The organism is Thermodesulfobacteriota bacterium, assembly GCA_040753795.1.
Lineage (GTDB): Bacteria > Desulfobacterota > Desulfobacteria > Desulfobacterales > Desulfosudaceae > JBFMDX01.
Genome location: JBFMDX010000001.1, coordinates 42348 through 55554, shown reverse-complemented (window position 1 = coordinate 55554; position 13207 = coordinate 42348). Strand labels below are relative to the sequence as shown.

The 13207-nt window shown below is 56.3% G+C and carries 10 protein-coding genes; 8 read left to right on the top strand and 2 right to left on the bottom strand.

Going from position 1 to position 13207, the window contains the following annotated elements; translation table 11 throughout:
• The first annotated feature begins 2 nt into the window (after positions 1 to 2).
• From AB1724_00290 to AB1724_00255, 8 genes are all read left to right on the top strand, one after another.
• Entirely contained in the window at positions 3 to 527 is a 525-nt protein-coding gene (locus tag AB1724_00290; protein ID MEW6076233.1) for a UpxY family transcription antiterminator, read from the top strand.
• Positions 528 to 632: 105 nt separating this feature from the next.
• Complete coding sequence (locus tag AB1724_00285) at positions 633 to 908, top strand: HU family DNA-binding protein (GenBank protein ID MEW6076232.1); 276 nt, start codon at positions 633 to 635, stop codon at positions 906 to 908.
• A gap of 4 nt (positions 909 to 912) precedes the next feature.
• A complete protein-coding gene (gene holB, locus AB1724_00280; protein MEW6076231.1) occupies positions 913 to 1947 on the top strand; it encodes a DNA polymerase III subunit delta' in 1035 nt (344 codons plus the stop codon).
• A gap of 21 nt (positions 1948 to 1968) precedes the next feature.
• A complete protein-coding gene (gene ricT / locus AB1724_00275) occupies positions 1969 to 2841 on the top strand; it encodes a regulatory iron-sulfur-containing complex subunit RicT (GenBank protein ID MEW6076230.1) in 873 nt (290 codons plus the stop codon).
• Positions 2798 to 4726, top strand: coding sequence for a methionine--tRNA ligase (metG, locus tag AB1724_00270; protein MEW6076229.1), 1929 nt, complete (start codon positions 2798 to 2800; stop codon positions 4724 to 4726). Before ricT ends, metG begins: the two co-directional genes overlap by 44 nt.
• Positions 4727 to 4762: 36 nt before the next feature.
• A complete protein-coding gene (locus tag AB1724_00265) occupies positions 4763 to 8362 on the top strand; it encodes an SIS domain-containing protein (GenBank protein MEW6076228.1) in 3600 nt (1199 codons plus the stop codon).
• Positions 8363 to 8475: 113 nt separating this feature from the next.
• Positions 8476 to 9141, top strand: coding sequence for a L,D-transpeptidase family protein (locus AB1724_00260; protein ID MEW6076227.1), 666 nt, complete (start codon positions 8476 to 8478; stop codon positions 9139 to 9141).
• A 645-nt stretch (positions 9142 to 9786) separates the two neighbouring features.
• The gene (locus AB1724_00255) at positions 9787 to 10395 is read left to right on the top strand and encodes a hypothetical protein (protein MEW6076226.1); all 609 of its coding nucleotides are present in this window, start codon (positions 9787 to 9789) and stop codon (positions 10393 to 10395) included.
• A 268-nt stretch (positions 10396 to 10663) separates the two neighbouring features.
• Here AB1724_00255 and AB1724_00250 read toward each other — a convergent pair whose 3' ends face one another.
• Together AB1724_00250 and AB1724_00245 are read right to left on the bottom strand one after the other, a co-directional pair.
• Positions 10664 to 12067 (bottom strand): amidophosphoribosyltransferase, encoded by a 1404-nt coding sequence (locus tag AB1724_00250; protein ID MEW6076225.1) that lies wholly within the window; start codon positions 12065 to 12067, stop codon positions 10664 to 10666.
• Positions 12068 to 12215: 148 nt separating this feature from the next.
• Positions 12216 to 13205: a hypothetical protein gene (locus tag AB1724_00245; GenBank protein ID MEW6076224.1), complete on the bottom strand. Its 990-nt coding sequence runs from the start codon at positions 13203 to 13205 to the stop codon at positions 12216 to 12218.
• Between the last annotated feature and the right edge of the window lie 2 nt (positions 13206 to 13207).

Below are 13207 nucleotides of genomic sequence, written 5' to 3'. Positions count from 1 at the left end.
AAATGCTTTTGGAAAAAGACCCGGCCTGGTATGTTATTCACACCCGAAGCAAATTCGAGAATGTCGTCTATCAGGGCCTCATGAAAAAAAGCAAGGATGTTTTCCTGCCGACCGTCAGGAAAAGAAGCCGGCGCCAGGACCGGCGCCTGTTTCTGCGGCAGCCGCTTTTTCCGGGATATCTGTTTGTGCGGATACCCATTACGCCGGCTGAACGGCTGGACGTGCTGAAAACCACGGGCGTGGTGAACCTGATCGGCAACCGGGATATACCGGTTCCGGTGGAGCCGGAGGTTATCGAATCGCTGCGGATTATCGTCCAGGCCGATGAACTGGTCGAAACCATAAACTGCCTGCGTCAGGGAGACCCGGTCCGGGTTATGGCCGGACCGTTTGCCGGTGTTATCGGTGTATTTGTCCGATACCAGAACTCGGAAAGGGTGGCAGTAAACATAGAGGCCATGGGCCGGGCGGCCGCCATTTTCGTGGCTGCCGAAGACGTGGAGCCCCTGGCCCTAAAAATCCTATAATCTCTTGACTTGTTATGATATTGTATGATTTAACGTCGTTATTCAACACTCCGGTCATCGGATACGATTTATTAATATGTGGGCTTTTTTTAATAAGGAGGATGGATGAATAAATTAGAGCTTATTACCGCTCTGAAAGACAAAGCGGGTATCTCCAAAGCCGAATCAGCCAAGGTCGTCAAGATTTTTTTCGATTCCATGGCCAACAACCTGGCGGAAGGCGGAAGGATAGAGATCCGCGGGCTGTGCAGCTTTTTCGTCAAGGAATACAAAAGTTATACCGGCCGGAACCCCAAGACCGGCGAGCGGGTAACCATATCTCCGAAAAAACTTCCGTTTTTTAAATGCGGGAAAGAGTTGAAAGACAGGGTTAACTATTAGCTTTGTGCCGCGATTTCACGAACTGATCGATCAGGAAAGGCCCCTGCGGATTTTATCGGGCATCCTGACAAAAGGAAACATCCCCCACGCTTTCTTGCTTACCGGTATAGACGGCATCGGAAAACGATCGACCGCCATCCACTTTGCCATGGCCAGGAATTGCCACGGATTGAAGCATGACGGCGGCGCTTCCGGTACCCGGGACATGATGACGACCCCTTGCGGTCAATGCGGCGCCTGCGTCAAAATCATGGCCGGAAGCCACCCGGACGTGTTGATGATAGAACCCGCCGGGGATGTGATAAAAATCGCTCAAATCCGTGAACTTTCCCGGAGACTGGCCTTTCAGCCACAGGAGGGGGGAGCGGCCCGAGTCGTCATTATTTCAGACGCGCAGGCCATGAACGTTGAAGCCGCCAACGCACTGTTAAAAGCACTGGAAGAACCGCCGCCCCTGACGTTTTTTTTCCTTACCGCCGGCCAGCCGGCGGACCTTTTGCCAACGGTTGTCTCCCGCTGCCAGCATATCCGGTTTAATCCCGTTTCAACTGAAAAGATCGAGCGGTTTCTGACGGAACACCACGGGATCAGCCCCACGACGGCAAGGCCCGCCGCTATTCTGGCGGACGGCAGCATGGCCAGGGCGCTGGATCTGTCGGAACGGCCGGAAACACTTCACGGGATGGAACGGCGGCGGCAATGGCTGGCAGCCGAAATGGCCGGATTACCGTCTTACCCGATCCCGCGTATTTTGCTGTTTGCTCAAAAACTGGCCGCCGATAAAAATGATCTGCCGGATTTTTTGCGGCTCATAAAAGGGCTGTTAAGGGACGCGGCGATATGCGGTACCTGCCCTGAAAAATTAATCAACACCGATTTACGGGAAGCGATAGAGGAGATGGCCCGGAAAAACAGCCTGTCCGCTATTTTTGACAAAATCACCGCGGTCGAGGAAGCGGACCAGGCTATCCGGCAACACGCCAACCAGCGGTTGACGCTGGAAGCCTTGTCTATCAGACTGGCGGATATTGCCGCCTGACCAGGAGTTGTTGACCATATCATGACCATGAGAAAAACAGTTGAAATCAAATTCAAGCCGGACGGCAAGGCCTATATCTTTGACTGCGGCGCCTTTGTGCTGGAAACCGGGGATTACGTAATCGTCGAAACCGAACAGGGGTACGGCATGGGAGTGGTGGCCAGTACGCCGGCCCCGGTCAATCCGGAACGGATAAAAACCCCGCTGAAAAAAGTCCACCGCAAGGCCATCGACAAGGATTTTGCCCAGTTGGATGAAAATCGGGTGCTGGAACAGCAGGGGCTCGAGTTCTGCAAGACGCAGATCAAGGAACTGAAGCTGGAGATGCACCTTTTTTCCGTGGACTGCTCCTTTGATTCCAGAAAACTGACCTTCCTCTATACCGCCGACGGACGGGTCGACTTCAGGGAACTGGTCAAGCGGCTGGTGAAACAGTTCCGCATTAAAATTGAAATGCGGCAGGTCGGCATCCGCAACCAGGCCAAAATCACCGGCGGTATCGGACGCTGCGGCCGGGAAATCTGCTGCGCGGCATTTATGAGAAAATTCGACCCCATTTCCATCCGCATGGCGAAAAATCAGGGGCTTTCCCTGAACCCGACAAAAATCTCCGGCGTCTGCGGCCGGTTGATGTGCTGCCTGGCTTTTGAAGAGGAGTCCTATCGAACACTCAAGAAGAGCATTCCCGCCATCGGCGACCGGATCCAGACCACCAGGGGAGAAGGAACGGTGATCGGTCACAATGTAATCGCCAAACGGGTAACGATTGAAAAGGAAGACGGAACCGTAGTGGAGGTCGCGCTGGACGCCATCACCTGCGACGAAGTGGAAAATGTTGAGGAAGAGGATTATGACGGATCCCTACTATCTGACGACCCCGATCTATTACGTTAATGCCCGTCCCCACCTGGGACATGCCTATACCACTATCATGGCGGATGTGGCCTGCCGCTTCAACGCCATGCGCCGCCGAGAGACCTTTCTGCTGACTGGAACCGATGAGCACGGCGACAAGATCATGAAGGCAGCCGCCGCCGAAGGCATTTCCCCGAAAGCCTACGCCGACCGGATCAGCGGTGTGTTCCGGGAATTGTGGCCGGCGCTGAACATCCGCTATTCCCGGTTCATCCGGACGACCGACGAGGGGCACAAACAGGTGGTCCGCTACCTGCTGACGCGGATCCATGACGCCGGCGACATCTATTTCAGTGAATATGAGGGGCTTTACTGCTTCGGCTGCGAAAGGTTTTACGGTGAACGGGAGCTGGTGGACGGCAAATGCCCGGACCATGAAACGGTCCCGGAAAAGATAAAGGAGTCCAACTATTTTTTCCGGATGGGCAAATACCAGCAGTGGCTGATTGACCATATCCATGCCAACCCGGATTTTATCCGCCCGGAAAGCTACCGCAACGAAATTCTTTCGTTTTTAAAGGAGCCCCTGGAGGACCTGTGCATTTCCCGGCCCAAATCCAGGCTGGACTGGGGCATCACCCTGCCCTTTGACGACCGTTATGTCACCTATGTCTGGTTTGACGCCCTGGCCAACTACATTTCCGCCATCGGCTACCCGGACGGCGAGGAGTTTAAAAAGTTCTGGCCCGTGGCCCAGCACCTGACCGCCAAGGACATCATCAAGCCCCACGGGATCTACTGGCCGATCATGCTCAAGGCGGCCGGCATCCCCGTCTATACCCATCTGAATGTTCACGGTTTCTGGAAAATCGACCAGAGCAAGATGTCCAAAAGCCTGGGCAACGTGGTCAGCCCCCTGGCGATGAAGGATGTGTACGGCCTGGACGCCTTCCGCTATTTCCTGTGCCGGGAAATGACCTTCGGGCTCGACGCCAGTTTTTCCGAGGACGCCCTGGTCGACCGGATCAACGCCGATCTGGCCAATGATATCGGCAACCTGTTTTCCCGGGTGCTGGCCATGGCCATCAAGTACGGTGACGGAACGGTCCCCGCCGGCGACCCGGCCCTGCTGCCGCAGAGCGAACTGGATTTAAGGGAACTGGCCGGCAGAACCGTCAGCGAATATGAAAAACAGATGACGGAATTTCATACGTCCAAAGCCCTGGCGGCGGTCTGGGAGTTCATCGGCGCCATGAACCGGTTCGTGGATTATTCGGCCCCATGGGTGCTGGCCAAGGACGCCTCCAGAAAAAAAGCGCTGGACGCCGTCCTCTATACCCTGCTGGAAGGATTGCGCGTCATCGCGGGCCTGGTCTCTCCGGTGATGCCGGACACCGCCGGCATCATGGCGCGGCATCTGGGCTTGTCTTCCGGCGATGAAAAGAGCGCGGCTTTCGACCTGGAATCACTGAAAATCTGGGGGAAGCTCCCGCCCGGGACGCCGCTCCTGCCGCCCGTTTCCCTGTTTCCCCGGGTCGAAAAGAAGACGCCCCACCCGGCGGAGCCCGAAAAAAAACCGGCCGAGACCGTTCCTCAAATCAGCCCTGAAATCGACTTTGACCTGTTTTTAAAAACGGACCTGCGGGTGGGTACCGTGCTGACCGCGGAAAAAATTCCCAAATCGAAAAAACTCCTGCGCCTGACGGTGGACATCGGCGAGACCCGCACCATCGTGGCCGGTATCGCCGAACGATACGCCCCGGAAGCGCTGGTCGGCAAGCAGGTCGTTATCGCGGCCAACCTGAAGCCGGTCAAGCTGATGGGGGTGGAGTCTCACGGCATGGTGCTGGCCGCGGTCACGGATCAGCAGACCTCCGTGGTGACCGTGGACCGGGAAGTGGCCCCCGGCACCCGGCTCCGATAGCAACCGGCGGAAAACGCCAGAGGAAAGTGGCAGTTTATGTGCGGCATTTCATCCATCATACCGGTGACACCGTCCGGAAGCGGTGATAACCGCCAGGTAACCGGGGAGTGCCTGTCCGACCTGGCCGCGCTGCTGAAAGAGATCGAAAACAATGTCTGGAGCCGGTGCTGTCCGGAAGGCCGGACGGCGACGGACCGCTACCTCGGAGGGCAAGACACGCTCGAGCGGCTCTGGCATATGTCCTGCCGTCTTAAAACAGACGCCTGCTTCTATCATCTGTTCGCCGAGGGAGCCGATTACCAGAAGGCCCTGGACGCCACCGCCCGCTTAGAAGCGGTGATTGCCGGGGAAGCGGAGGTCATGGAGCGCCAGGAGACGGCCCGGCTCGACGCCGCCGAGGGTGAAGCCGTCGCCGCCCGGTTTGAAAAAATCCGGGACATCTGCTGGTGCCTGAAACACGAGGTCTGCGGCAACATTGTCAAGACGCGGGACCTGGCCGCTTCCGGCATCACGACCTATGCCGCCATCATCCTGCTCAAAAAAATCAACGCCGTATTCAACAGCCTCGACCGGCTGGAAGTCCGGGGCCGTGACTCGGCGGGGTTGTCGATCTTATTCTCCCTGACGGAAGACTCTTTTAAGCGATTCTCGACGGTCCTTGAACAATCCGGCCTCGGTGAAGAACTGAAACAGCGGTGCGGGGACGACATTCTGACCCACCGCACGATCCGGGTTTCCCGGGACAAAAGCACCGGGACCGTCGGCCTGGCCTTTGTCTACAAGTATGCCGCCGAAATCGGCCGCCTGGGCGACAATGTCCGCTTCCTGCGTCGGGCCGTATCCGAGGACGCCGTTTTCCACGGCATGCTGGCCGCCGCCTGGCAAGACTACACCATCTCTTCCCACACGCGCTGGGCGTCGGTGGGCACGATCACCGAAGCCAACTGTCACCCCATGGACGGCCTGACCGGCCGGCCGGAGTCCCGGGAGCACATCATTCACGCCTGTCTAAACGGGGATATCGACAATTACCGCCAGCTGAAATCGGAACATGAAGCGGCCGGGGAGGTCATCGCCGCCGACATCACCACCGACACCAAGATCATCCCGGTGAGGATCGGCCGGTACGTCCGGCAGGGCCATGACATCATCGACGCCTTCCGCCTGGCCGTCAGCGACTTCACCGGCGCGCACGCCATCTCCATGCACACGGACCTGGCGCCGGGAAAAATGTTTTTTGCCCAGAGGGGAAGCGGCCAGGCCCTGTTCATCGGGCTGGCCGAGAACCATTACGTCGTCGCGTCGGAATTATATGGCGTCGTGGAGGAGACCTCCCGGTTCATCAAGATGAACGCCGGCGGAACGGCGGCAGCCGACGAGCAGGCGCCCGGGCAGATTGTGGTGCTGGACCGGGCCGCGGGAGGACTGGAGGGGATCGCCGCCATGCGGTACGACGGCACGCCGGTAACCTTCAGCGAAAAAGATATTCTGCGGACGGAAATCACCTCCCGGGACGTGGACCGCCAGGAGTACGAGCACTACTTTTTAAAAGAGATCTCGGAAGCGCCGCAATCCATTGAAAAAACGCTGCGCAACCGCTGGCAGACCGCGGCCGACGACCCGGGGATATTCGAGGTGCGCCTGTCGCCCGATGTCATTCCCGCCTCCCTGGCCGAAGCCCTGAAGAAAAATCTCATCCGCCGCGTTTTCTTCATCGGCCAGGGCACGGCCGGCGTGGCCGCGCTGGCCGGCGCCAACATCCTGCGCTACTACCTGTCCGACCCGGCCATCACCGTGCGGGCGGTGAAATCATCGGAATTAAGCGGCTTCAACCTGACCATAACAGATAGCGCCAGATCCATGAGCGACACCCTGGTCGTGGCCGTCAGCCAGTCCGGGACCACCACCGACACCAACCGCGCCGTCGACATGGTCCGGGGACTCGGCGCCCACACCCTGGCCATCGTCAACCGCCGGGACTCGGACCTCACCTTCAAGACGGACGGCGTCTTTTACACCAGCACCGGCCGGGACATCGAAATGTCGGTGGCCTCCACCAAGGCCTTCTATTCCCAGGTGGTGGCCGCGGCCATGTTGAGCCTGTATATCGTCGGGCTCAAGGGCGACCGGGACCGGGAATTTATTTCCAACGAGATCCGCCAGTTGTCCAAGCTCCCCTCGGCCTTACGGAAAATATTCTCCCGCCGGGACGACATCCGGGCCGTGGCCCAGCGCCTGGCGGCCACCCGGACCTACTGGGCGGTGGTCGGAAGCGGGCCCAACAAGGCCTCGGCCGACGAGATCCGGATCAAGCTGAGCGAGCTGTGTTACCGGACGATCTCCTCGGATTTCGTGGAGGACAAGAAGCATATCGATCTTTCCGCCGAACCGCTCATCATCGTCTGCGCGGCCGGGTCCCGCCCGGGCGTGCTGGACGACATCATCAAGGACACCGCCATCTTCCGGGCCCACAAGGCCATTCCCGTCGTCATTGCCGACGAGGGGGAAGACCGCTTTTCCCATTACGCCGCGGCGGTCATCCCCGTCCCCCAAACCGCCGAGCACTTCGGCCCGGTGGTCAACACCTTCGCCGGCCACCTGTGGGGGTACTACGCGGCCTTGGCCATCAACGAAGGGTCCCGCATGCTCCATGCCTTCCGGGAGGAGATCCGGAACGAGATCGCGGAATGCCGCCGGCGCAGCCTGGATGTTTTCGAAATCGTCCTGGAAAAAGGGTTCCGGGAAAAGGTGATCAGTTTTTATCACAAGATCCGGGGCATCCGGAAAGACATCATCGCGCCGTCCTGCATCGCCATGGCCTCCGACCTGGTGCTGCTGTTAAAATACCTGGCCGGCCGCCTGCCCCTGTCCGATTTCGAACTGGATTTCGGCCGGACCGGCACGGCCCCGAACATGTTAAACACCCTGTTCGAGTTCGTGGATGAATCCATCAACCAGATGGCCCGGCCCATCGACGCCATCAAGCACCAGGCCAAGACCGTCACCGTCGGCACCAGCCGCATTACCCAGACCATGGAAGGCATTCTCTTTGACGCCCTGACCGCCTACGGCATGGGCCTGTCCCAGTTGACCAACAGCAATGTGGTGGTCTTAAAGAACCTGCAGGGCATCGTAGCCGGCATCAAGGGCGCGATCCTCTATGAAGTGGACCGCCTTAACCTGCTGGGTGAGCCCACGGACGAGACGACCATCACCATCTTGAAAAAAGACGGGGTCCTGGCCGCCATCCCCTCCCGGGTCGAAAGCGACAACCGGCTCAAGGGGACCAAGAAGATCATCGTCCGGGAAGGCAACGTCTATATCGGCAAGGGCCGCAAGGACGACCGCTCCATCGTCGTCATCCCCGTTCTCTCCTCCTCCGCCTCCACGGGCGGCATGATCCGGTATATTCTGCTGATCAATATCGCCTTCAGGGAAGACGCGGCCCTGGCCGCCAAGAAAAAGGCCCTGGGCGGAAAAAGCGAGCGCATCAAGAATATCGTTCAGGAAAACAACGTGGCCTGGCAGGATCACTTTCTGGAACTGGTCGGCATCAAGGACCTCTTCGGCCTGTCGGCCGAGAAACTCGCCGAAGCCATTGTCGCCCGGGTGGAATCCGGCGCCGCCAGTTCTTAGCGTTTTATAATAAGAGGTAACATTCGGAAGGGGATTTGGTTCGTTCCCCGAGCATTTTGGGCGGGTTGAAGGATTCCGGCTGAATTTCTCGAACTCGGGCTGTTCAATATTTCATGAATTGTCCGGGATTCACCCTCAAACAGCGAGAAATTCTTTGCGCCGAAATCCGTCAACCCTTGTTCCCCAAAATGCTCGCGGGTCGCTCACAAAACCCCTTTGCCGAATGCGGCGGTTTATTTGTGCCAACAGGGGGAGATCTTCTACCTAAAGATAATGTTAGGCTCATGATGAAGATACTCAACGCACTTCTCGCCTTTTGCCTGTTACTGAATTCAGTCGCTTCGTTGGCTGCGGAGAAGGCCGACCTGGTTGTCGTCGAGAAGAGCAAGAATCGACTTTCCCTATACAGAAACGGGGAGTTGCTGGCCTCCTACCATGTGGTTTTCGGTGGTAACCCTACTGGGCCCAAAGAGCGGCAGGGAGATGGAAAGACTCCTGAAGGTCGCTACATCCTCGACTCAAAGAAATCGAATAGCGCCTACTACAAGGCCTTTCATGTATCCTACCCAAACCAACAAGATCTCGCCCGCGCGAAAAAAATGGGAGTCTCCCCAGGAGGGGACATTATGGTCCACGGGCAGAAAAACGGCTTGAGTTGGCTTTCCTTTCTCGCCCAACGAGTGAACTGGACAAAGGGATGTATTGCATTGTCCAATGCGGATATCGACGCAATGTGGAAGCTTGTAGATGCAGGCACCCCGATTGATATACTTCCGTAATACGCGCAACTGCTCACTACAACTGACGAGCCGAGGCTGTGCAAAAAGTGTGGGTGTGAGCGCCGTTGAGCCTTTTGGGAAAGAGCCGGATGGCGTCATCCGCGAAGAGCGTTTCTCGCTGTCCGAGGGTGTAGGCAGATATTTTGAAAAGATTCCAGCGCAGCCCGAGTTCGAGAAACGCCGCGGATGAGGGCAGCCGGCCCCAAAAGGGTCAGGGCGCGAACAAACATGCTTTTTGCATCATCGCATGCTATGTTCTTCACCAGCAGAAGTCATGCATGAACAAGGGGGTAGCATTCGGAAGGGGTTTGGGTTCGCTCCCCGAGCATTTTGGGCGGGTTGAATGATTCCGGCTGAATTTCTCGAACTCGGGCTGTTCAATATTTCATGAATTGTCCGGGCTTCACCCTCAAACAGCGAGAAATTCTTTACGCCGAAATCCTTCCCCCCTTGCTTCCCAAAATGCTCGCAAGTCGCTCACAAAACCCCTTTACCGAATGCGGCGATTTTATTTGTACGAATGTGTGAAGATTCTTTCTATCCAAATACAATGGTAGAATTAAAATGGTAAATAAGCTTTTCGTCAGCATTATGATCGTTTTGTGTTTTATAGCCTCGCCCTATGCAAATGAAATGATAAAATCTATGGAAAAGACGCAAAGTTCAGAGCTTGGCAGTTCAGTCCTTTGTTCTAAATTCATTGATTGGTGGGAGAATCAATGCAATAAAGATTGGTTGTCTTACAATAAAAAAAATATCGGTGAGATATCTATTGTAACAAAATATTCGAAACTAAAGATGGAAAACCTAAAGCGATATTATGGATCATCTTTCAAAATATCAGATAAAATCAAAGGAGCAAAATTACCTGATGGGTGGAATCATCCATATTGGCCAGAAGCCGGAGCTAAAGTCTATTATTTGTATGAATCAAAAGATATCACTTTATTTTTAATTACAGTAGTAAACGAGTACGCTTTTAGTGATAATTCATACCAGATTCTTAGCAGTAGCTCATACATTTCAGCAGCACCTTTTTCGAAATACGTAGCTATTGATATCGAGGAATACTCTGATGTTCATTCGGAAGAGGGTTTAGGCGGGGCGTTTGAGATCTTTTGGTTAAACAATAAAAAATATCCGGAAATTGCCGTAACTAAACCTGAAATGAATGGTGTCACAATTTACTTGTATATATTTGATGAAACAGAAAATGAATTCATTCTATCAAAAAAGAAATATTTGAGTTTTTAATGCTAAAAGCTCTTACAGCGTCATGATTGCGATGGTAAAAAGCCGCCGCGAATAGGCCGGACGGCGCAAAAAGTATGGGTGTGAGCGCCGTTGAGCCTTTTGGGAAAAGGCCGGCTGGCGTCATCCGCGAAGAGCGTTTCTCGCTGTCCGAGGGTGTAGGCAAATATTTTAAAGATTCAGGACAGCCCGAGTTCGAGAAACGCCGCGGATGAGGGCAGCCGGCCCCAAAAGGATCAGGGTGCGAACAACCACACTTTTTGCGCCGTCATCAAAAGTAGCTGGAGCCATCCCAACAATGCGTGCAAAGCTTCTCCTTCGGCAGCCCGATGGCCTCAACCAGGTCGTTCATGGTCTGGAATTTTAAGGTGGTCAGCTTGAGGCGCTTGCGGATGTTCTCGATCATGGCGCTGTTCTTTTCCGTGCCCGCCACGGCGTACTGGTCCAGGTTGGCGTCCTCACGGCCTTCGATTTCATAAATGGCTTTGCGGCCGGCCAGGTCCAGGGTAGACCGGGACTGGGAAAAATTCAGGAACTGGCAGGGATAAATCAGGACGGGGCAGGCCGGCCGCATGTGGACCTCCTTCGCCCCGGTGTTAAAAAGCAGTTCAACATTGTCCTGGAGCTGGGTCCCCCGAACGATAGAGTCCTCGCAGAACAGGATCCGCTTTCCCCTGATCAGATCGGCGATGGGGATCAGTTTCATCCTGGCCACCAGATCACGCATCTCCTGGTTCTGGGGCATGAAGCTTCGGGGCCAGGTCGGGGTGTATTTGACGTAGGGACGTTTATAATTAATTCCTTTGCCGTTGGCGTATCCCACCGCGTGGCCGATGCCCGAATCGGGGATGCCGGCTACAAAATCAATATCCACGGAATCGTTTCTGGCCAGGGCCTGGCCGCAGCGATAACGGACGCACTCGACGTTGATGCCTTCGTAGGCCGAGGCCGGGTAGCCGTAGTACACCCATAAAAACGAGCACACCTGCATTCTGTCCCCGGGCGGCTTCAACTGCTCGTATCCCTCGGAGGTGACGCGGACGATTTCGCCCGGCCCCAGATCTCTTTCCACGGTATAGCCCAGGTTGGGAAAGGCGCAGGTTTCCGACGACACGGCATAGGCGCCCTCTTTTTTACCGAGGATGAGGGGCGTCCGGCCCAGTTTGTCCCGGGCGGCGTAAAGGCAGTCCCTGGACAGAATCAGCATGGTGCAGGCCCCCTTGATCAGCTCCTGGGCATAGGCGATTCCCGCCTGGAAGGAATCCTGTTCGCAGATCAGCATGGCCACCAGTTCGGTGGGATTGATGCCGATGGGGCTTAATTCGGAAAAATGCTGTTTCCGCTTGAGAGCGATTTCAGCCAGCTCTTCGATGTTGATGATTTTTGACACCGTCACCAGCCCGAAGGTTCCCAGGTGAGAGCGCATGAGGATGGGCTGGTCCTCATGGTCGCTGATCACGCCGATACCCTGCCGGCCGTGAAGATCGGCCAGGTCCGACTCGAACTTGGACCGGAAATAGGCGTTTTCCAGGCTGTGGATCTTCCGCTTGATGCCCGAGGAGTTCCGCACCGCCAGCCCGCCCCGCCGTGTTCCCAGGTGAGAATGGTAATCCGTCCCGTAAAACAGGTCCGTCACACAGTTATCCCGTGAAGCACAACCAAATACGCCGCCCATAACGCCATCTCCCGTTTACGATTTTTCCCCTGTTTACCCCGCCGCGGGACTTTTTGTCCATTACTTTTTTTGCCTGAAAATACACCGGCTCTGCTTCACGATCCGCCACGCCGGACCGCGTACAAAAAAGGCCGTGCCACAGCCTTTTTTAACCCTCGAGAACCGATTCCCTGTCCTTGAGCAGCAGGTCCAGAATCCGCCAGCTGCCTTCGCTTTCCAGCTTGATTCCCTGGATGTTGGGCTCGTGGAGAATCTTCTGCATCAGGATGCCGTCGTCGTCATACCAGCGAGGCAGAACGCCGCCCAGGAAGTAGTGATGATCGCGCAGAAGGTCCAGGGCGCTGACCGTTGCCGGTTCGGACAGGTTTAAAAAAGCCTGAAAAACAGTGCAGCCGGCGGCCAGGGCCTTTTCCTCCATGGCGGTCAGCCGGGCTTCAAAATCACGCCCCAGGGTCATGAAGGTGGTTCGGGCCACGGCCGCTTCGGCATACATCTCTTCCCGGCTGACCGTGTCACGGTCTGCCGGCAGCGGCTCCGCGCCGGTTTCGATCCGGCGCCGGAGAGGAAGGGGCTGATAGAGGAAAGAGGCGATCCCGCTGTAAACGGCCGGAACATGGATCGTCCGAGTGACATCATCCGTGACCTTGAATCCCAGGATGGAGGAAACCCGGCCGGCGCTGCTTTTTTCCTTGCGGTAGGCGGCGGCCGGCATCAGGTCGATCTCGATGCCGGTGTAAATATAGCCGAGCTTGAGAGAGGCCTTCTGGGTGAAGACATGATTACAGACCCCCTCGCCCCAGCGCAGGGTGATGCCTTTTTCCGGATGGACGACCTCATGGCAATAACACCAGATGTCTTCCAGGATGTTCCGGTTGCGGCATTCAGGCAGAACCATCCCCTGGCCGTCTTCGTATAACCGGGGGTTGGGGGGGGCGGAGCGGTAGGAGGCGATATGTCCGAGGACCCTGCCTTCGTCGACTGCCACGATGCGGTAGCAGTCCCCGGCGTCCTGAGCCGCCATGATGGCAACGGGATCATAAACGCTTTTGACGGGATAAGCGTCCCCGTAAACCGTCCGGTACAGCTCAACCACCCCGGCGGCATCTTCTGACTGCATCAATCGAATCTGAAGGTCCATGT